At 55.2% G+C, this 20549-nt stretch carries 19 protein-coding genes, 1 tRNA gene and 2 pseudogenes; 11 read left to right on the forward strand and 11 right to left on the reverse strand.

What is annotated here, in order from left to right; translation table 11 throughout:
• Positions 1 to 23 precede the first annotated feature (23 nt).
• Positions 24 to 1262: an alanine transaminase gene (alaC, locus tag MMW58_RS08390; RefSeq protein ID WP_133599322.1), complete on the forward strand. Its 1239-nt coding sequence runs from the start codon at positions 24 to 26 to the stop codon at positions 1260 to 1262.
• A gap of 69 nt (positions 1263 to 1331) precedes the next feature.
• Here the strand turns inward: alaC and ypdK are convergent, their stop codons facing one another.
• A complete protein-coding gene (gene ypdK, locus MMW58_RS08395; protein ID WP_115193904.1) occupies positions 1332 to 1403 on the reverse strand; it encodes a membrane protein YpdK in 72 nt (23 codons plus the stop codon).
• 359 nt (positions 1404 to 1762) lie between these two features.
• Positions 1763 to 2968 (reverse strand): cyanate transporter, encoded by a 1206-nt coding sequence (locus tag MMW58_RS08400; protein ID WP_305853197.1) that lies wholly within the window; start codon positions 2966 to 2968, stop codon positions 1763 to 1765.
• Positions 2969 to 3185: 217 nt separating this feature from the next.
• Here MMW58_RS08400 and cynR point away from each other — a divergent pair, with 217 nt between their 5' ends.
• The gene (gene cynR / locus MMW58_RS08405) at positions 3186 to 4088 is read left to right on the forward strand and encodes a transcriptional regulator CynR (RefSeq protein WP_241723108.1); all 903 of its coding nucleotides are present in this window, start codon (positions 3186 to 3188) and stop codon (positions 4086 to 4088) included.
• A 7-nt stretch (positions 4089 to 4095) separates the two neighbouring features.
• Here the strand turns inward: cynR and MMW58_RS08410 are convergent, their stop codons facing one another.
• From MMW58_RS08410 to MMW58_RS08420, 3 genes are all read right to left on the reverse strand, one after another.
• Positions 4096 to 4896, reverse strand: a complete 801-nt coding sequence (locus MMW58_RS08410) for a MipA/OmpV family protein (protein ID WP_159236786.1) — start codon at positions 4894 to 4896, stop codon at positions 4096 to 4098.
• 186 nt (positions 4897 to 5082) lie between these two features.
• On the reverse strand, positions 5083 to 5559 hold the full coding sequence (locus MMW58_RS08415) for a WbuC family cupin fold metalloprotein (RefSeq protein WP_159236785.1): 477 nt from the start codon (positions 5557 to 5559) through the stop codon (positions 5083 to 5085).
• 145 nt (positions 5560 to 5704) lie between these two features.
• A complete protein-coding gene (locus tag MMW58_RS08420; RefSeq protein ID WP_241723109.1) occupies positions 5705 to 6352 on the reverse strand; it encodes a TetR/AcrR family transcriptional regulator in 648 nt (215 codons plus the stop codon).
• 127 nt (positions 6353 to 6479) lie between these two features.
• Here MMW58_RS08420 and MMW58_RS08425 point away from each other — a divergent pair, with 127 nt between their 5' ends.
• Both MMW58_RS08425 and MMW58_RS08430 read left to right on the forward strand, forming a co-directional pair.
• The gene (locus MMW58_RS08425) at positions 6480 to 7139 is read left to right on the forward strand and encodes an O-methyltransferase (RefSeq protein WP_241723110.1); all 660 of its coding nucleotides are present in this window, start codon (positions 6480 to 6482) and stop codon (positions 7137 to 7139) included.
• 85 nt (positions 7140 to 7224) lie between these two features.
• Positions 7225 to 8445, forward strand: coding sequence for an arabinose transporter (locus MMW58_RS08430; RefSeq protein ID WP_241723111.1), 1221 nt, complete (start codon positions 7225 to 7227; stop codon positions 8443 to 8445).
• Between the two features lie 19 nt (positions 8446 to 8464).
• Here the strand turns inward: MMW58_RS08430 and MMW58_RS08435 are convergent, their stop codons facing one another.
• Both MMW58_RS08435 and MMW58_RS08440 read right to left on the reverse strand, forming a co-directional pair.
• On the reverse strand, positions 8465 to 8863 hold the full coding sequence (locus MMW58_RS08435) for a VOC family protein (protein WP_371823008.1): 399 nt from the start codon (positions 8861 to 8863) through the stop codon (positions 8465 to 8467).
• A gap of 60 nt (positions 8864 to 8923) precedes the next feature.
• A pseudogene (locus MMW58_RS08440) lies at positions 8924 to 9147 on the reverse strand (xylose isomerase); the annotation flags it as partial.
• A 436-nt stretch (positions 9148 to 9583) separates the two neighbouring features.
• Here MMW58_RS08440 and MMW58_RS08445 point away from each other — a divergent pair.
• From MMW58_RS08445 to MMW58_RS08465, 5 genes and pseudogenes are all read left to right on the forward strand, one after another.
• Positions 9584 to 11023 carry an MFS transporter gene (locus MMW58_RS08445; RefSeq protein ID WP_166646169.1) on the forward strand — a complete coding sequence of 480 codons (1440 nt, stop codon included), beginning with the start codon at positions 9584 to 9586 and terminating at the stop codon, positions 11021 to 11023.
• Positions 11024 to 11083: 60 nt separating this feature from the next.
• Positions 11084 to 12763 (forward strand): glycoside hydrolase family 43 protein, encoded by a 1680-nt coding sequence (locus tag MMW58_RS08450; protein WP_241723112.1) that lies wholly within the window; start codon positions 11084 to 11086, stop codon positions 12761 to 12763.
• A 428-nt stretch (positions 12764 to 13191) separates the two neighbouring features.
• Positions 13192 to 14574 carry a carbohydrate porin gene (locus tag MMW58_RS08455; RefSeq protein ID WP_159317175.1) on the forward strand — a complete coding sequence of 461 codons (1383 nt, stop codon included), beginning with the start codon at positions 13192 to 13194 and terminating at the stop codon, positions 14572 to 14574.
• Between the two features lie 421 nt (positions 14575 to 14995).
• Positions 14996 to 15283, forward strand: coding sequence for a PAAR domain-containing protein (locus MMW58_RS08460; protein ID WP_241723113.1), 288 nt, complete (start codon positions 14996 to 14998; stop codon positions 15281 to 15283).
• 614 nt (positions 15284 to 15897) lie between these two features.
• A pseudogene (locus MMW58_RS08465) lies at positions 15898 to 16199 on the forward strand (type VI secretion system domain-containing protein); the annotation flags it as partial.
• Positions 16200 to 16353: 154 nt separating this feature from the next.
• Here MMW58_RS08465 and MMW58_RS08470 read toward each other — a convergent pair.
• Both MMW58_RS08470 and MMW58_RS08475 read right to left on the reverse strand, forming a co-directional pair.
• Positions 16354 to 16428 (reverse strand) — tRNA-Arg (locus tag MMW58_RS08470).
• 74 nt (positions 16429 to 16502) lie between these two features.
• Positions 16503 to 17411, reverse strand: a complete 909-nt coding sequence (locus MMW58_RS08475) for a formate/nitrite transporter family protein (protein WP_241723114.1) — start codon at positions 17409 to 17411, stop codon at positions 16503 to 16505.
• A 270-nt stretch (positions 17412 to 17681) separates the two neighbouring features.
• Here MMW58_RS08475 and mlaA point away from each other — a divergent pair, with 270 nt between their 5' ends.
• Positions 17682 to 18443: a phospholipid-binding lipoprotein MlaA gene (mlaA, locus tag MMW58_RS08480; protein WP_241723115.1), complete on the forward strand. Its 762-nt coding sequence runs from the start codon at positions 17682 to 17684 to the stop codon at positions 18441 to 18443.
• Positions 18444 to 18505: 62 nt separating this feature from the next.
• Here mlaA and fadL read toward each other — a convergent pair whose 3' ends face one another.
• Complete coding sequence (gene fadL, locus MMW58_RS08485; RefSeq protein WP_181955432.1) at positions 18506 to 19828, reverse strand: long-chain fatty acid transporter FadL; 1323 nt, start codon at positions 19826 to 19828, stop codon at positions 18506 to 18508.
• Between the two features lie 91 nt (positions 19829 to 19919).
• Entirely contained in the window at positions 19920 to 20093 is a 174-nt protein-coding gene (locus MMW58_RS08490; protein ID WP_159236779.1) for a hypothetical protein, read from the reverse strand.
• Positions 20094 to 20199: 106 nt separating this feature from the next.
• Here MMW58_RS08490 and MMW58_RS08495 point away from each other — a divergent pair, with 106 nt between their 5' ends.
• Complete coding sequence (locus MMW58_RS08495; protein WP_133599300.1) at positions 20200 to 20484, forward strand: YfcZ/YiiS family protein; 285 nt, start codon at positions 20200 to 20202, stop codon at positions 20482 to 20484.
• Positions 20485 to 20549: the final 65 nt, after the last annotated feature.

Below are 20549 nucleotides of genomic sequence, written 5' to 3' on the forward strand. Positions count from 1 at the left end.
GCTCACGTTAATCCGAGGAATCTATGGCTGAATTCAGTCCTGAACGCCGCTTTACGCGTATCGATCGTCTCCCCCCGTACGTTTTTAACATTACCGCTGAACTGAAAATGGCTGCGCGTCGGCGCGGCGAAGATATTATCGATTTCAGCATGGGCAACCCGGACGGCGCGACGCCGCCGCATATCGTTGAAAAACTGTGCACCGTTGCCCAACGCCCGGATACCCACGGCTACTCGACCTCTCGCGGCATTCCACGCCTGCGCCGGGCTATCTCGCGCTGGTATCAGGATCGCTATAACGTCGAGATTGACCCGGAATCGGAAGCCATTGTGACTATCGGCTCGAAAGAGGGGCTGGCGCATCTGATGCTGGCGACGCTGGATCACGGGGACACGGTGCTGGTGCCTAATCCCAGCTACCCTATTCATATTTACGGCGCGGTGATTGCCGGCGCCCAGGTGCGTTCGGTGCCGCTGGTGGAAGGCGTTGATTTCTTCAACGAGCTGGAACGCGCGATCCGCGAAAGCTATCCGAAGCCGAAGATGATGATCCTTGGCTTCCCTTCTAACCCGACCGCGCAGTGCGTCGAGTTGGAGTTCTTTGAAAAAGTGGTGGCGCTGGCCAAGCGCTACGACGTGCTGGTGGTGCATGACCTGGCCTATGCCGACATTGTCTATGACGGCTGGAAGGCGCCTTCCATTATGGAAGTACCCGGCGCGCGCGACGTGGCGGTTGAGTTCTTCACGCTGTCGAAAAGCTACAATATGGCCGGCTGGCGCATCGGCTTTATGGTCGGCAACAAAACGCTGGTCAACGCGCTGGCGCGAATTAAAAGCTACCACGATTACGGCACCTTCACTCCGCTGCAGGTGGCGGCCATCGCCGCCCTGGAAGGCGATCAGCAGTGCGTGCGCGATATTGCGGAGCAGTACAAGCGCCGTCGCGATGTGCTGGTTAAGGGGCTGCACGAAGCGGGCTGGATGGTGGAGTGCCCGAAAGCGTCCATGTACGTGTGGGCAAAGATCCCTGAGCACTATGCGGCGATGGGATCGCTGGAGTTCGCCAAAAAGCTGCTTCAGGATGCCAAAGTGTGCGTATCGCCGGGCATCGGCTTTGGCGACTACGGCGACACCCACGTGCGCTTCGCCCTGATTGAAAACCGCGATCGCATCCGTCAGGCTATTCGCGGCATAAAATCGATGTTCCGCGCCGACGGACTGCTTCCTGCCGCGGGCAAGACGGCGGGCGAAGGCCAGGAATAAGTGCGGGAATAAAAACAGGAATAAAGAAAGGGAGCCGCCGGCTCCCTTTCTTTTAACTCTTCACGCTGCTTAGATCATCAGGGCAAAGGTGCCGGCCCAAACGATGACCATAAAAGACACGCCCATAAAAAAGTATTTCACGTCTCATTACTCCGCATTCTCGGCGAAACGCCAAACGAATTTTGTTTTCATTGTTTTCCATGAACTGTCGCAGGAAAAACCAGAGGCTTCTGACGGCTGCGGCGGTTCGGAATTACAGGCTGTAACTGCTCCAGCTGGCGCTAATGTACGCCTAAAAAATGGGGGAAACAAGAGGCATTTTTTTATTAATTTTTAGTTACTTACGAGTGTCGTGATTCGGCGACACATTAATTTCACTCGGTAATAAATACGATTCTGGCGAAGGCAATTGGCGGCGATAGTTTTAACGCGGGTAGCGGTTTGATTTTTGGCTTTTTTCTCTGCGGAAGGGCGCGAAAGCGGCCCTTCCGCACCTGACGTTATCGCGCCCGATCGCCAGTCGGCGGCGTTTTTCGCCACTCCTGCGGGTAGCGTGCCGGCACAAAACGCAGCGTTATCACCATCAGGAGCGCCACGCAGACGGCGTGAAAGGCCCAGTCCAGCACGTAATTCCCGCTCAGGCTGCGCAGCAGGCCCGATAGCCATGGCGAGAGGCCGGCGACGATAAAGCCAATTCCCTGCATAAAGGCCACCAGCCGTCCGGCAATCGCCGGATGTCGGGAGTGGTCGAGCGCCAGCACCAGGCACAGCGGAAAGGCGCCGCCTAAACCAACCCCGCAGCTTATCGCCCACAGCTGCGGCAGGTACAGCGGCAGCCAGATAAACCCGCAGAAGCCAATCAGCTGCAGCAGCAGCGTCAGCATCAGCAATTTGCGCCGATCCTCATGCCGGGCCAGCATCGGCAGCAGCAGGGCGCCGGCGGTTTGGCCCAGCGTCATCACGGCCAGCAGGGTGCCGCTAAGCTGCGCGCTGTAGCCTGACTGCATGTAGTAGGGCGGCAGCCAGGCGATCAGGCTGGCGTAGCCGCCGTTAATGAGGCCGAAGTACAGCCCGAGCGTCCAGGCGCGACGGCGGCGGAAAATAGCGGTTTCCGGCGTCGCTGAGGCGAAAGGCGCTTCCCGCGCGGGCGCGCGGTTAACGGACCACCAGCCGAGGATCGCCAGCACCGCGGGCAGCGTCCACCAGGCCAGGGCGTGGTACCAGACGGCGCTGCGCTGCGCCAGCCACGGCGTCAAGGCTGCACCGAGACCGCCGCCGCCCATCAGCGCCGCTGACCATAGCCCCATCACCTGGGGCGTATGCTGCGGGAAGCGGCGTTTTATCACTCGCGGGATCGTCGCCTGAATAATACCGATGCCGATCCCCCCGAGCAGGGCGCTGCTCAGCAGCAGCCCGCTGCGCGGAGCGAGCTCGCGAAGCAGCGCGCCGGCGGCGATTGCCAGCAGGCTCAGCGCGATCCCCCGGTTTTCGCTGAGGCGCCGGTCAATCCACGGGCTGGCCAGCGCCAGCGCGCCCATCGCGACGACCGGGATGGCGGTGAGTAGCGAAACGAGGGTAAAGCTCATACCGCTGGCCTGCTGCAGCTGAGGAAGCAGGGGGCCGATTGAGGTCAGCAGGGGGCGCATATTGATGCCGACGAGGACCAGTACCAGCAGCATTAGCCGGCCGCGCGCCGCGTGGCTCATAGCGACCCGCCTGCCCGCTGCGGATGCGGGCCAGGGCGGCCGACGGACGCATGCTGAACAACGTTAACCTCGATGGGCATAAAGGCTCCTGCAAATAGGGACGCGGCGCGCGGGGAAAGCGCCGGGATTAAAGGTGCCGACAGGTTACGTATCTTATTCCATAAGTTAAAAGACTTATTTATGATGAGTTCAATTTGAATTACTTATGGATACCGGCATGCTGCTGCGTCATCTCACCTGTTTTCTGGCGGTTGCCGAACATCGCGGCTTTACGCGCGCCGCCACGGCGCTCCATATCTCGCAGCCGGCGCTATCGCAGCAGATCCGCCAGCTCGAAGAGACGCTGGGGGCCCAGCTTTTTGACCGCAGCGCGCGCAGCATCCGCTTAACGGATGCCGGGGAGGTGTGGCTGATCTATGCGCGCCGGGCGCTGCAGGATTTAGCCGAGGGAAAGCGCGCCATCCACGACGTGGAGGACCTTCAGCGAGGGACGCTGCGGGTGGCGATGATGCCGACCTTTACGACCTATTTTATGGGGCCGCTGGTGGGCTCTTTTTATCAGCGCTACCCCAATATCTCGCTGACCCTGCGCGAAATGGATCAGGATCGAATGGAAGCCCTGCTGCGCAACGATGAGCTGGATCTCGGTATTGCCTTTGACGGTGGCGGCTCGCGAGATATCTTGTCCTGCCCTTTGCTGACGGAAACGCTGGCGCTGGTGGTGGGCCGCCACCATCCGCTGGCGGTGCAGCGGCGGGTGGAGCGGGAAGCGCTGAGCCAGGAGTCGCTGATCTTGCTTAGCGGAGAGTTTGCGACCCGGGAGCGGATCGATCGCTATTGCCGCCGGTACGGGATTGAGCCGCAGGTTCGGATGGAGGCGAACTCGATTAGCGCGGTACTGACCGTTATCCAGCGTACGCCGCTATCGACCCTGCTTCCGGCTGCCGTTGTGCGGGAGCGCGACGATCTGGTGGCCATTGAGCTAACGCCGGCGCTGCTGGAAAGAACGGCCTGCCTGCTGCAGCATAAGGATTCCTGGCAGAGCGCGGCCGCACGGGCGTTTAGCGCCATGGCGCTGGAGGTGGCCGCAGGGCTGAACGCTGAAGGAGAGGGGCGGTAGCGGGGGCTTACCAGGTGTAGCCGACGGCGAGAATACCGTACAGCTCGCCGCTGTGCTGGACGATAGGGCTGTCGGCGATGTCCTTATCGTAGAGCTCGTAGTTAGCCGCGAACATCCCAACCCAGTGGGGGCTAAAGCGGTAGCTGGTGACAATGGCCGCCATCGGCGAAACGGTTGTGCCGGTGTCCCACTGTTGGCGCTGGTCGGTAGCTTCCGCGGACGAGACGCCGCCAAAATAGTAGTTCGCCATATTTTTACTGCGGATCATCAGCCCCATCCCCGGCATGATCAGCAGATTGTTTTTGATGATGGGGAAGTCGGCCCATAAAAGCAGCTCCTGCCCGTCGCTGCGACCGGTGACGTCGGAGCTAATGCGTGCGCTGAGCAGCGCATACGGGGCGATCAGCGTCGCGCCGATCCCCGCTTCAAACTCACCCTTGCGCTTTTCCATTCCGCTGAACGCATCGCTATCGCTGGGATCTAAATTACCAAAACGCCAGCGGCCGTAGCCGTAGGCCGCCACCGTGTCATCGATATGAAAATAGTAGCGGGCGCGATCGCCAAGGTAGATAAAGCGGTCGCCAAAATAGAGCCCGCCGGGGATCAGGTGCGTATCGTTATCCTGCTTTTCGTAGCGCGCGGTGCCGCTGATGGCGGCGGCACCCAGCACGAACCCTTTGGGTACCGGACTATTGGGGTTATTTGCCGAGAAAATATCGATAGAGCCCAGATCAACCTCGGCGCTGGCATAGGTGCAAGATAAACATAACGTGCAAAGTACGGCGACCGGGCTGAGATAGGGTTTCATCCATATTCCAAAAATGGCTAGCGGCGGTGAAATGAACGCAGAAAAGCGTTTTTTGAATATATACCAGGTTGGGCGGGTACGCGGGTTGGTTTTTGTTTTTTCTTAATTTTTCACGAAGTACGCTGCGGTAAGGACGCCGCCTGCCGTGTGTCGGCTGAAGGCGTCTTGTCTGAGGAGCCGGCGTTTCTAGAAGGTAAAAGCGCCGTCGCCAACCTGCGCCTGGCGGTACCACGCCATCAGCTCTGCGGTGCCCGCGTCGCCTTCAGCCGGCGCCCAGGAGACATAATCCTCGGCCGCCACCGGCCGATAGCCGCCGTGTTTCACTTCGAAAATAATCCCGCCGGGATCTAACGAGAGCACCGCATGCCAGGTCCCGGCATCCATCTCCAGCGCCGCGCACTCTTCCCCTAAAATCACCCGGCGGGTGACGTAGCCCTGGTCATCAAAATTCAATACCAAAAAGCGTCCGCTAAGCGGTAGCAGCAGCTCAAAGGTGTGCGGGTGGCGGTGGGGGCGAACGTAGGTTCCGGGCTCCATCGCAACGGCTAAACGCTGTACCGGATCGCTTAATTGTGGGTGAAAGTTACGGTGCGCGCGCAGGCGCGGTGAATTCGCCGCCGCTTCGCGCTGTTGTTGCATATCGCTGAGGGTAATTTGCTTCATTTATCCGCCTGGCATCAGGTCTGAAAACGGGAGACTCGGGCCTTATCGTCAGAAAGGCCGGCTGCCGCATTGTACGCGCTAAACCCTGGGCTGTCGGGCTAAATTTGTCGCCCCGCCGGCGGTTTGCAGGTAGAGAGCTTTGCCCTTACCGCCGCGCGGCGTCCTCCTGCGCGGACTCTCTTAGCCAGGCGCTGAACATATCCGCCAGCGCATCAGAGAAGCGGCTAATTTCTTCGGCCGTGCGCGGGCTGGATGAGAAACCGCTGCCCACCGAGCTTAGCGTTGTCGTCAACAGCTCGCAGGCCAGCTGCTGCCTGGCCGCCGAGGCGTCGGGAAGGACTTCCTCAATAAAGTGGCGATAGACGCTATCGGCCGCGGTTCTATTTTCTGTGGCCTCGGGCGCGTCGCGATAGAGCGGGGCGGCGTCGTTGAGCGCCTGGCGCAGTCCCGCCTCTTCGCACTCCGACTGGATAAAGGCGTGCACCAGGGTGCGTAATCGGTCGAGCGGAGGACGATCGGCGTTACCGAGGATCCCGCTGAGCATGGTCGTTGTCTGCTGCCATTCATCGCTTTGTAAGCGAAACAGAATCGCCGCTTTGTTGGGAAAATACTGATATACCGACCCGACGCTCACTCCTGCCTTTTCAGCCACCCTCGCGGTGGTAAAGCGCACCGCCCCCTCTTTTTCTAAAACCTGAAGCGCGGCCTGAATAATCGCCGATACCAGCTCGGTTGAACGGGCCTGTTTTGGCTTTTTCCTCAATGAAATCAACTTGATTTTAGCAGGCGACATGGCGCTTCTCTCCCGAGTCAGAACGCGAATAGTTAATGTGAATAATTGATCGTATTCTTTAAAAGGTGACGAATCATTCGCATTTTATGCCGCAGGCGTAAACCACACAACTTTTGAAGGATTTATTATGTCAACCACGCTGACATCCGCGCCGCTGGCGGCATTACTAGAACGCCTGTTTAAACAGGCAAACGGGGCCGCAAGCGCGGCGTTCTCCAGCATTCCTCGCGCCGACCGCGAGCGGATGATGACCAGCAAAACCGAATATCGCGAGCTTTATGGTCATCTGAAGGATCTTTGGCTCCCCGTCGCCGCGGAGACCGGGACGTTGCTCTATATGCTGGCTCGCAGCATTCGGGCGCAGCATATTGTAGAGTTTGGGACCTCGTTTGGTATTTCCGCGCTCCATCTGGCCGCCGCGCTAAAGGATAACGGCGGTGGCCTGCTGATAACCAGCGAGTTTGAGCCGAATAAGGTGCTGCGGGCCCGCGAGCACCTGAAAGAGGCCGGGCTTGATGCCCTGGTCGATGTTCGCGAAGGCGATGCGCTGCAAACTCTGGCGCAGAATCTGCCGGAGACCATCGATATGGTGCTGCTGGACGGCGCCAAAGCGCTGTATCCGGAGATTTTGGCGCTCCTCGAAAGCCGTCTGCGCCCCGGCGCGCTAATCATCGCCGATAATGCCGACTACAGCGCCGAATATCTGGAATACGTGCGCAATCCGCAACACGGTTACCTGTCCGTGCCCTTTGCGGATGACGTTGAGCTCTCGCTGCGCACGAGATGAAAAAGAGCCCGCAACAGGGCACAAGAGCCGAAGGGGAGGACGCCCTTCGGCCCGCTATTTATCCCCGCATTGAATGAATTCACTTATGACTGAACAACAAAATCAAACTTCTGCGGCGTTGACTGACGCCGTACCGCAGGCCAGGTCCGTGTTCCTGACCTTATTGCCGATTGTGATATCGGTTTATATTGGTTTCCTGATTATTGGCATGCAGTTGCCGGTATTACCGCTGCACCTGCACGGTACGCTGGGGCAGAGTACGCTGGTGGTGGGGCTGGTCATCGGATCGCAGTTCGTGGCCGCGCTGCTTTCGCGCTCCTGGGCCGGCAACTTTGCCGATATACACGGCGCGAAACGCGCGATGGTTATCGGCCTGCTGGTGACGGCCGGGTCCGGGATCCTGTATCTGCTCTCGCTGCTGTTTACGACCAGCCCCGGCGTTAGCGTGTGGATCCTGCTGGCCGGACGCATCGTGCTGGCGCTGGGCGAAAGCCTGCTGGTGACCGGCGCGATGGGCTGGGGTATAGGGCTGGTGGGCCCGCGAAACGCCGGGAAAGTGATGTCCTGGAACGGGATTGCGATGTACGGTGCCTACGCGTCAGGCGCTCCGCTCGGGGTGGCCTTTAACGCCTGGGGCGGCTTCTTTGGCCTGTCGCTTGCCGTGCTGATGGTCCCCTTTATTGCTCTGCTGGCCATTGCCAGAGTCCGCGGCGTTGCCCCGCTGGCGACGGAGAAAACCTCGTTCTATACCGTCCTTAGCGCCGTCTGGAAGCCGGGATTAGGCCTCGCCCTGTGCAGCGTCGGCTTCGGCGTTATCGAAGCGTTTATCGCGCTGCTGTTTACCGCCCATCGCTGGGGTAACGCGTCGCTGGCTTTTACCGCTTTCGGCCTGGCCTTTATTGCCGCGCGGATTGCCTTCGGTCATCTGCCCGACAGGCTGGGCGGCGCAAGGGTTGCGCTGATCTGCGTGGTGATTGAGGCCGTGGGTCAGCTGTTTATCTGGCGAGCAGATACGGCCTCCCTGGCCTACCTTGGTGCGGCGCTTACCGGCTTTGGCTACTCGCTGGCTTTTCCCGGATTTGGCGTGGAAGCCGTACGCCGTGCTCCTCCGCAAACCCGCAGTCTGGCAATGGGGGCGTACGTTGCTTTCCTTGATGTTTCTTTAGGGGTAACCGCTCCGCTGGCCGGCGCCCTGGCGGGCAAATGGGGCATTAACGCCGTCTATCTGGCGAGCGCGGCTGCCGTTGCGCTCTCCGCCGCCGTCGCGCTGGCGCTGCTGAACAGAGGCACAAACCGTGCGGGCTGAGCGGCTCTACGCGTTGATTCTAGACCGATGACCAGGCTCTGTTCTGCAGGACCACCCGATAGCCATCGTCATCGGCAAAGGTCCGCCCGCTCACGTCCCAGTACGGATTAAACGAGCTCACCGGGGTAAACCCGGCCAGCTCCATTTTTGCGCACGCCCTTTGCCACTCATCCCGTTCGGGGTAGTACAGCACCAACAAGTCTTCCGCCGTCTGCGCAGGGCGGACCGGGTGATGATGACAGAGGGTCAATTCGATATGCCAGGGTAAATCTTTACGGCCCAGCATGATCCCGCTGAAGCCGTCGTGATCCGCGAAATCGGCAATTTTTTGTAAACCTAAGCCCTCGGCATACATCCTGAATGCGTGCTCAAGGCGGGTGACGGGGCGGGCAATGCGCAGGTGGGTAAAAGACACCATAAGCTCCTGTAACGGTTGTTGCGTGCACGATGTCGTTAGTATACGCGGCACCGGGCCTGGTGCATCGCCAGCCTGCAGCCAGGGGCGTTCAAAAGAACCCTTGCCAAACATCTCTGCGCCATTCCAGCACAAGATGTGCCAATACCAGGCGGCAAAGCGCCGATGCTCTGCCGGCCGTTTGCCGGCACAATTTCATCCGGGCAGCAATGGCGAAAAGCCAGCGGGTTTGTTGCCTTAAGTGCTGCAAAACGTACGCCGTCGAGTCGATCGAAATAAGTTTGCACAATGAACTCCATCATTCAGGGCACGAAAGGTCAATAGCTGCGGCTATCCTCTATTTTTCATCATCGGTTGATCAATTACGTTATTTCATTCGCAGATTAAGAGATTGCTCAAATGTGAGCAATATCGCAAAAAGTTGAGTCATGTATTCCCTCCGCTGACGGTCATGTAGAATTCAGCTTTCGGAGGGAGCTGATCAGCGCTGAAATAAAATGCTGGTTTTGTCGAGTACATGCGTCCTGCCCGGACATTGGGGGATACCAGGGCCATATTTTTGTTGCGTGGATTAAGAAACCCTGCGTTTTAATGATCACAAAAGTAAAAAAACGTAACTAATTAATATAAAAACGCAATAGATTCTCCGCGGTTATCTGTGTCAAAAAGTGCTTCACATTTACAAAAACAATCGGAGACCTGATTAGAATGCGTAAAGACATAATTCCAAGTCGGCATGATGAGTACCACAAATTAACGCGGGGTGAGCGCATTGGTTATGGAATGGGGGATTTTGCGCAAAACCTCGTCTTTGGTACAATTGGCGGTTTTCTCGCTCTACACATGCTGACGGTAAATACCATCAGCACCGCAACGGCCGGGTTTATATTTCTTTTTGTCCGCATAGTTAACGTTTTTTGGGATCCGATGGTCGGGACCTACGTTGACAGAAGAAGCTCCAGTGCTGGCAAATATCGCCCCTGGCTTTTAAGAGCGGGTATTCCGCTCGTTATTCTTGCCGCATTGCTGTTTGCTCCTATTCCTGGCGTCCGGGGTTCCGTTCCTTTTGCCTTTATTATTTATTTGGCACTGGATTTAGTCTATTCAGTGGTGAATATTCCTTATGGTTCTCTTAACGCGTCATTGACACGCGATCCTGAGTCCATTGATAAACTGACCAGTACCCGAATGATGTTGGCAAACAGTGCTAACCTGCTTGTCTATACCCTGTTCCCGATGTTTGTACAAATTGCTTCACCCAAAGATCGAAGCCTCAAGGATACCGGTTTTTTTGGCTTTGAACTCAATATGGGGAACTATACCGATCCATCCGCGAATTACGCGTGGTTTGGCGTGTACTCAGTTTATATGGTGCTAGGCGCAGCGGCACTTTTCTTCTGTTATAAATTTACCAAAGAGCGCGTGGTCGCGACGGCAGAACAAACGGCCAACGTAAAAACGACCGATCTATTTCTTGAACTGAAAAACAACCGGCCGCTTGTCATTCTGGGGCTGTTTTTCATGCTGGCCTTTACCTTTATGTTCTTCATGAATACGGTGAACGGTTTCTTCAATCAGTTTGTTGTCGGCCATTCAGAATGGATGGGGGCAGTTGGTCTTGTTGCCTCAATTCCGGGTATTGTCTTCCCTATTTTTTGGCCCAAACTCAAGAAGTTTTTTGGCAAAAAAGGGTTCTTCCATCTTTTCCTTGCCATGTTTATTGTGGGTGAATTGTTGACTTACGTTTGGTCACGAGAAGGCATGCATGATGCCCTGTGGCTCGCCTACATCGCCACGTTCATTAAACAATGGGGCTTAACCTCGGCTACGGGCTTTATGTGGGCGCTGGTCCCTGAAGTGATTGCCTATGGCGAATTGAAATCAGGCAAGCGCAATGCGGCGATTATTAATGCGATCATGGGCCTTTTCTTCAAGATTGGGTTTACTATTGGCGGCGCTATTCCACTGTGGTTACTGGCTGCGTATGGCTTTAGCGAAACCGGTGCTCAACAAAGTGCCAATGCTATCGATGGAATTATTATGACAGCGGTTTGGATCCCGATTGCTTTATCCGTTGTTTCGATGATTGTCATTCAACTCTATCCTATCTCAGATAAAAACGTCACAGAGATCAACCGTCAGCTTGATGAGGTACGGGTATAGTTAAAGTTTGAATTAAATTGCAAAAATTTAAATTAGAGAATTATATAAAGGAAGATTGCTATGACTCTTATTCAAAACCCTGTGTTACCTGGATTTAATGCGGACCCCAGTATTATCCGTGTAGATGACACCTACTATATCGCAAACTCTACATTTGAGTGGTTCCCTGGCGTGCGTTTACATGAGTCAAAGGACCTGCAGCACTGGGATCTTCTCCCCAGCCCCTTGTCCACAACCGCGCTGTTAGATATGAAAGGTAACCCTTCATCAGGTGGCATCTGGGCTCCGGCGCTTTCTCATGCTGATGGCAAATTCTGGCTAGTGTATACGGATGTGAAAATCACGGAAGGTGCCTTTAAAGATATGACCAACTATCTGACCACCGCTACGGATATTCGTGGTCCATGGTCAGATCCTATCAAACTCAATGGCGTTGGCTTCGATGCTTCACTGTTCCATGACGATGACGGGCGTAAATATATCGTTCAGCAAACCTGGGACCATCGAGAATATCATCACCCCTTCGATGGCATTACGTTGACTGAGCTTGATACCCGGACATTAAAGTTAAAACCGGAAACAGCGCGAACCCTCTATCGCGGCACGGCCGTTGCGCTTGTCGAGGGGCCACACCTCTACAAACTGAACGGATATTACTATCTTTTCGCCGCTCAGGGAGGGACCGTATTCACCCATCAGGAGGTTGTCGCGCGTTCTAAGACCTTAGATGCCCACAGTTTTACCACGGCACCGGGAGAAGTTTTCCTAACCAACGTCGATACGCCGGACTGCTACATCCAGAAGCAGGGCCACGGCTCTTTGGTTTCAACGCCTGCTGGCGAATGGTATTACGCTTCGCTCTGCGCGCGTCCGTGGAATCGTCCAGGCGAGTCTGTCTACGATCCTCGCGGCTGGTCAACGCTGGGCAGAGAAACGTCGATCCAAAAAGTGTACTGGGATGAAGAGGGCTGGCCGCGCGTTGAAGGCGGCCACGGTGGAAAAACGTTTGTTGAAGGTCCAGAGGATGCCATTTACACCGAAAGCGCAACAGATCACAGTCAGCATGATGCGTTTACCACGTCGACCCTCGATCGCAACTGGAATACGCTCCGCGTTCCGTTCACCAAAAAAATGGGTACCACAGGCGATGGCAAACTGACGTTGATTGGTCAGGGTTCTTTAGCGAATACCCATGACCTGTCGCTTATTGCCCGACGTTGGCAAGCCTTCTATTTTGATGCCCAGGTTAAGGTCAAATTTAATCCATTCAGCTATCAACAAATGGCGGGGTTAACGAATTTCTATAACGATCGTCACTGGAGCTTTGTGTTCATCACCTGGAATGAAATTAATGGCTCAGTCATCGAAATAGGTGAAAATAATCGCGGAAAATACACCTCTTATTTAAAAGATGATGCCATCAAGATCCCCGAAGGTACCGAGTATGTCTGGTTCCGCACCAAAGTTCGCAAACAAACGTACAGCTATGAATATAGCTTTGATGGGATCAGCTTCACTCAAATTCCGGTCACGCTGGATGCCGCAATACTTTCAGATGATTATGTCCTGCAAAGCTATGGTGGGTTCTTTACCGGAGCATTCGTTGGCCTGGCGGCAGTCGACTACTCTGGCTATGAGGTCAGCGCAGATTTTTATGATTTTGCTTATCAGGAGCTCGGTGATTCGTTAACGGCTACTGGCGATTATGGCTGGGACGCAGGGGAATTACGCTCTAATTAAATAATAAACGAAATACCCGCTTACTGTCGTGAAGAAAGGGGGGCCGCTGATGAGCGCTGCCCGCCTTACGTTAGCGCGCGATAGAGAATGCCAGAGATTTGCTGTGGGATGCCGATGGCGCACTGCGGTAGACTCGGCAGAGCGGCAAGGCTGTAGGCGAAATACGGCAGTCTATGACCTCGACCGTGGTGCAGATGTCGGGCCGCCATCATTTTTGTTCGTGCGTGGATTATTGCAACAGACTATTCATCGATATCCATGCTGATATTTAATTATATCGAATAGGGAGAAGCCTATTACCCGATTTATTTAACTGTACCTCTGCGCAAATAAAAATAAAATCAGCTTGTTTTGGTGGTATCTTTTCAACTTACCCCAGAACGGGATGGTTATTGTCTGAAAATATAATTAATTAATTTGAGATAACCATGAAAAATATAAAAAAGCTGCCATTAGTCATGGCGGTTATTGCCGCGCTGTGCCCGCTTTCCTCTGTCATGGCACAAGAATTTACGCAGGAACAAATCGACGCCATTGTGGCGAAAGCCGTGGATAAAGCGCTGGCCGACCGTCAGGCCAAAATCGATGCTGCCGCCGATAAAAAGGTGGACGTCATCACCAACCCGCAGACCACCGCAGCCTCACCGGATATGGCTATTCCATTCGGCCTGAAGTTTAGCGGCTACGCCCGCTACGGCGCCCAGTTCCAGACCGGTGACCAGAAGTTCGTCGGCGTCGACGGCTCCTACAACGGCGCGTCGGCAATCGGCCGTCTCGGCAACGAAGGCAACGGCGGCGAATTCCAGATCACCAAAGCCTTTAAGAGCAGCCAGGGCGCTATCTGGGATATTAACGTTATGTTCGACCACTGGAGCGACGAAGTTAACCTGAAAAAGGCCTACGTCGGCGTCACTAACGTCCTCGAATCAAACCCCAACGCCTATATCTGGGCCGGTCGCGACTTCCACCAGCGTCCGCAGCAGGGGATCAACGACTACTTCTGGATGAACCACGACGGCCAGGGCGCCGGGGTGAAAAACTTTGATATCGGCGGCGTGCAGTTTGACGTGGCGGGGGTCTCACAGGTTGAGTCCTGCAGCCCGGAGGTGATGGCCGATGAGTCCAACCCGTCGCGCATCACCTGTACCGGCGGCTCGGGCACCGGCGATGACGGCCACTACGCGCTGACGTCAAAAATCCACAATATCAAGGCTGGCCCAATCGACGTTGAGGTGTACGCCAACTACGGCTTTGATTCAAAAGCGGTGGATAACGACGCGCAGCTCGATGCCTGGCAGGGCGGCCTGGTGCTGAGCCATACCAACGACGGCGGCGTGAACAAGGTTATCCTGCGCTATTCCGATAACGCGGATAACAGCGTCTATAACAAAACCGACGATCTGACCGCCATCTACGCCAGCTTTGAGGGCAGCCACAAGTTTACCCGACAGGCGCAGGTGGAGTATCTGCTGGCCTTCCATGACTACGACAACGGCAAGGACAATACCGATAACCGTAAAAACTACGGCGCGATTATCCGTCCGATGTATTTCTGGAACGACGTGCATTCAACCTGGCTGGAAGCCGGCTATCAGCGCGTTGACTACGATCGGGGCGGGGATAACCACGGCTGGAAGCTGACGCTGTCGCAGAACATCGCGATTGGTATGGGGCCTGAGTTCCGGCCGATGCTGCGCTTCTACGTCACCGGCGGCCAGGTGGATAATAAACATACCGCTAAGGTCAACGGCACCAGCAGCGACCAGCTGGATTCTCTGAACGTCGGCGGCATGTTCGAGGCGTGGTTCTAAGTTAGTTTGAGTATCCTGTGCCAGGACCTGAATGGAGTAGTTGCATACGGCTGAGTGACCTGCAGGGATGAGCGTTCCTGTCGGTCACTGCCGCCTGGCGGAAGAGGGATGAGACTTCCTGAGTGTAATGTGCGAGTTTGCATAAAACCTCAGGAAGTTCTGCCGCTGTAAGGGCTGTAAGGAAGGGATACAGGCTATTACTCCGCGCGCGAGTCACCCTGACACCGTAGCTGCGCGAGCATAGCCAGGCTGAAGGCCACGGTTAAGTGCTGATTGTCGGGAATGATCTTAAAACGGAGTCGGACACAGGAAGACATGGATCTGCATGCTCTGGCTGAATGGGACCGCAGACAGCGGAAATGGCGTTATGCACAGACAGAAGTGCAGATACGGATGAAAGTAAAAAAGTAAGGGTAGAGTGATGGCGGTTGGACATTTTTTGTTTCAGGACGATAAGACAAGCTGCGGTGGGACGATCACAGAAGGAATGCCCGATCACATGCATTTTGGGAGATTGCAGGCCTGCGAGGAGCACTGCGTAACCTGTGGTAAGCATCCCGGCCTTTTTAAAATCATGGGGGGTTTACCTGACGATTTTATTCATGGCCGCCGTATTGCCGGTACGCTGCACAGCAGAAGCACCTGCCCGCGCCGGGCTGAGTTTATTCCATCGATATATACCGACACATATGAATTTACTCCCCAATAGAGCAAAGGCGGCAATAACCCAAGGATAACCCTGTCAATGTCGGACTATCGGTATTCGCAGCGAGGCCGTACTTCTGAGCGTGCCGCGGCCGTTACCACACAATCAATACAACAACTGGCGCACCATTTACTGGGATGCCGTGAACACAAAAATGGAAAGGTCGGGAATATGGCTGTATCCCCCGTGACTTCCGCTAAGGAGGGTGAGGCATGAGGCGATTCCTCTTGCTGTTTAAGAAACCGGAAATTGTATTCTGGCTTTTGGCGTTAATCACGATGGTCGGCAGTATTGTTGTGGCGGGCATCGTTTACTGGCAGCCTGAAAGGCTACAACTCATCAGGCATACTTCTGCCTGGTATGCTTGGTTGAGTGGTACTGTGGCAGCCAGCATTGCTCTGGCCTTAGTTGGAATCTTTCTGCTCTTTGGTGCTCGCGCTGATGGTAAGCGTAGTTTCAGCATAGAACTGCAATGTGCGCAGGGTGATGATGTTAAGGTGTCACCAAACGAAGATGCGGCCCCCGTATCTACTGCTATGACGATCAGTCAACAAATTCGCACTCACCTTCGCCGTCGATATACCTTCTTCTGGCACCACAAAGTCCGTATATTGTTGGTTACCGGACTTGAAACGCTGGCGTTTAACGACACGACAGTGCGCCATTTGCTGATGAGATCACGCTGAACTGGATTAATGAAAAAGTACTCGCTGATATGTCCGGCTGGCGCGATGAGCCGGTCAGTGCCACCAGCATGGCTGACAACGATATCCAGGGGCTTGAACCGGAAGCGCTGGAGAAAGCCGACAGCGAAGGTCTGGATGCCACGCTCCACTGGCTGCATACACGCCCGAGTACCGACGCCATAAAAGACAAATGGCTACTGCGCCCGCCGATGGCCCGCGTGGCCGAGCAGAAAGTTTTGGGGGCTTGCCGGAGGTTGAACAGGATCGGTTTGCCAAACGTCTGTTGATTCGCGCTGAATCGGGTAGACGTTACACCCAGGGTTAAGCGCTTTTTGCCGGCCATCAGGGGATTTTATCGAATTCGGTAGGTATCAGGAGAGCTCAAAATGGTGTCCCCTGCAGGAATCGAACCTGCAACTAGCCCTTAGGAGGGGCTCGTTATATCCATTTAACTAAGGGGACGAAGCGGCGGGATTATAGCGTTTTTTTCCTTACAGGTTAAGCCGCTATCGGCTGACTGCTTAATCTATCGCCACTTAGCGCGTTTTTTTAGCTTTAGCCCGCGCTTTTTTCTCATTACTGATGTCGTTACGGATCTGGGCATGGCTGAGCAGGGCGAAAATAAACGTCCCGCCGCAAATATTGCCAGCCAGCGTCGGCAGGGCGAATGGCCAGATAAACTCCTGCCACCGCAGCGAGCCGTTGAAGACCAGATAAAATATTTCGACGCTGCCGACCACAATATGGGTGGTATCGGCGAGTGCAATAAGCCAGGTCATCATAATTATGACCACGATCTTTGCCGCACCGGCGGCGGGGAACATCCACACCATCGTTGCTACCAGCCAGCCGGAAATAATCGCGTTGGCAAACATTTCGCCCGGCGTGTTTTGCATTACCTTCAGGCTGATTTTCTCAAAGGCGTCGCGGGTCGCCGGGTCAAATATTGGCATGACATCAAAGGCCCATGCGGCGATTGCCGTGCCGATGAGGTTGCCCGCCAGCACGATGCCCCACAGACGTAATAACAGGCCGAGGTTACCGAGGGTGGGTTTATGCATGATTGGCAGCACGGCGGTCACGGTATTCTCGGTAAACAGCTGCTGGCGGGCCATGATAACGATGATAAAACCGAAGGTGTAGCCGAGGTTTTCCAGCAGGTACCCGCCCGCTACGTCGGTAAGATGCACGTGAAAAATGCCTTTTGCTACCAGCGAGGCGCCCATCGACAGGCCCGCAGCGACCGCTGACCAAAGCAGAGCCATGCCGTCGCGCTCAAGCTCCTTCTGCCCCTCCTGGCGGATCTCCTCATGCGTGGCCATGGCGCGAGAGGGCAGACGATCCTCATCCACCTCTATTTCCTCGCCCTGCTGTTTCTCGTCGCTCTCAACCTCTATCTCTTCTTTACCGCTGCGGCGATCGGGCGATTCCGGGTATGGAGTCATGCCGTTTCCCTCAATGATTTTTCATTATCATAAGCGTAGAGATATTTTTCGCGGACGGTGCTGGTGAACATCCTATTTTTTGTGCAATGGCAAGAATAGCAATACGAATATTGCAAAATATGTATAGAATCAGGACGCAACAATTATACCAAAGAGGGCTATGCTGAAAGCAGGCACCAGAGTGCACCTTGCTTCGGGCGATATCTTCATGGAGGCTGCAGTCCCCGGATGACCCACAGCGATAGCCAAAATTAACAGGGAGACACACCTATGAATTATCGCCTGTCGGCGCTTGCGCTCGGCGCCACACTGCTGGTGGGATGTGCCAGTTCCAGCCCTGGCGATTCGCCACAGGGGCGTTCAGACCCGCTTGAAGGGTTTAACCGTACGATGTTCAACTTCAACTTTAACGTGGTGGACCCGTACGTTCTGCGTCCGGTAGCCGTGGCATGGCGTGACTATGTCCCGCAGACGGCGCGTAATGGGCTGAGTAACTTTACCAGCAACCTTGAAGAACCGGCGGTGATGGCCAACTACTTCCTGCAGGGCGATCCCTATAAAGGTATGGTGCACTTTACCCGCTTCTTCCTTAACACTATTCTCGGGATGGGCGGCCTGATTGACGTCGCCGGGATGGCGAACCCGCAGCTGCAGCGCGTCGAGCCGCATCGCTTTGGTAGCACTCTGGGTCACTACGGCGTTGGCTACGGCCCGTACGTGCAGCTGCCGTTCTACGGAAGCTTTACGCTGCGTGATGAAGGCGGTGATATGGCCGATGGACTCTATCCGGTGCTCTCCTGGCTGACCTGGCCGATGTCTATCGGTAAGTGGGCGGTTGAAGGGGTCGAGACCCGAGCCCAGCTGCTGGACTCCGATGGCCTGCTGCGCCAGTCTTCAGATCCGTATATCCTGGTGCGTGAAGCTTACTTCCAGCGCCATGACTTTATCGCCAACGGCGGTAAGCTCACGCCGGCAGATAATCCGAATGCCCAGGCGATTGAGGGCGATCTGAAAGATATCGACTCGCAGTAATCGGGTGATATAAATAAAAAGGGTGAACATGATGTTCACCCTTTTTTTATGCCGGCAGCTCGTCAGAAGCGGTAGTTGAAGTTCGCGCCGTACAGCCAGGCCTTACCTTCAGAACGGAAGGTGTAAGGACCTTCTTTGATCTCTACGTGCTGGCCGTGCATGTAGGAGACGCCCACGTCTACGGATGCATCTTTATTGAAGGCGTAGGTGGTACCCGCGCTCAGCCACAGACGGTCCTGATCCGGAATGGAGATGGAGCGGTTAGAGGCTGGAACCGGGCTATCATCAAAGGCGATACCGCTACGGAAGGTCCAGTTATCGTCGTAGTAATAGGTGGTACCCAGCGCGATACGGTAGGCGTCCTTAAAGCTCTCGTCTTTATAGAACAGCGTCTCGCCGTTGTTGCCGGTCGCTTTCAGCTCCTGGAACTGGCTCCAGCTGGTATAGGTCAGGCTATAGTGAACCGCCCACTGCGGTGCGACGCGGTTATAGCCGGACAGCTCCCACATTTCAGGCAGGTTCAGGGTCAGAGAACCATCGGTAGTCTGACCGTTGGTCCCCGCCGGAAGGCCGAAATTACCGAGGATTTGGTTGTACGCTGACGGCAGGCTGCTTTTGTAATTACCGTCAAAGTCGATTTTCACTTCAGAACGGTAGGTGAAGCCATAGCGGTTATTCTTATCAAGTTCATAAAGAATACCGGCGTTCCAGCCGAAGCCCCAGGCGTTACCGTTCAGGTGCGCAATCTGCGTATCCGCAGGGATTTGCGATACCGGGCCCGCCAGCTGCGGCGGCAGGGCGCCGGAACCAGCAACGATCTGCCCCAGATCGCCCGCGTAGCGCTCGATCTTGGCCTTCGCATACACCGCGTCAAACCCTAAGCCAAAGCTCCAGTGACTGTCCAGGCGATAGGCGCCGCTCAGGTTGAAGTTGGCGGTGGTTAAATCGGTTTTCCCCCCCATGCTGCCGGCGGCGTAATCGTCCGCGTACTCGGTAGCCAGACCGTAGTTAGAGGTAATCGATGCCCCCCAGCCAAACTGATCGTTAATCGGCGACACGAAGTGGAAGTTAGGTACCCATGCGGTTGGCGCAATATTATTGGCGTTCAGGCTTTTGCCCGTTGGCGACTTGCCCGAGATGTTGACATCGGGATCGACAAATACCGCGCCCATAGACATCGTTGGGCGATCGAACATCATAATCAATGCTGGGTTACGGCTGGCATTGCCCGCATCGTCAGCAATTGCGCCTTCACCGGAATAGGCGCGACCCAGGCCTGATGAAGAGAATTCGTTTAACTGAAAGCCTGCTGACCAGGCCTGTGTGGAAACAAGTGCTACAGCCACTGCGAGGGCAGATTGGGTAAAGCGGGTTTTCTGGCTCATGCCCATAACCTCATTGAGTTATTTTTATTCAAACTATGTTACATGCCGTAACAGAAGCGCGAAGTGTAGGGTCTGCTTTACGACAGAGAAATCAGACCAGTGCGCTGAGTATAGGTCTGACCAGATGATATGTTGCAAGTTTGTTTATGGAATTTTTCAATTGTGATACGAAAAAAGCGATCCAGCCGGCAAATTTGCCTTCGCCCAGGGGGGCTGATTCGGGTAATTCTTGTTTTGGATCATTTTTAAGTGTGATTTCGGTCACTTAGCGCCGTTGTCATCATTAACGACTGGAGGCACTCCTCGCCCGGGCGTAAAATAAGCCTATTAATTGTCTGGCACCTTGCGTGCATATACAGAGGAAATCTACGATGAGTAAAGTTAGTGCAGATGAAACCCCGGTTTGCTGCTGTATGGATGTTGGCACCATTATGGACAACACCGATTGCACCGCCTCTTACAGCCGTGTGTTTGCCAACCGCGCTGAAGCCGACGAAACCCTGGCGGCGTTGAGCGAAAGAGCCCGCGGCGTGGAATCCGATCCGTGCAAAATTACCCCGACCTTTACCGAGGTTGAAGGCGGCGTGCAGCTGGATATCGATTTTGTATTCTGCTGCGAAGCGGAAACCCTGATTTTCCAGCTCGGCCTGCGTTAATTCCGTTCTGACGCCCCCTTTCTGCGGGGCGTCATCTTCTCCTTTCAATGTGTTTTGGCTCCCAC

The organism is Klebsiella sp. HC6, from assembly GCF_022605325.1.
GTDB lineage: Bacteria > Pseudomonadota > Gammaproteobacteria > Enterobacterales > Enterobacteriaceae > Klebsiella > Klebsiella terrigena.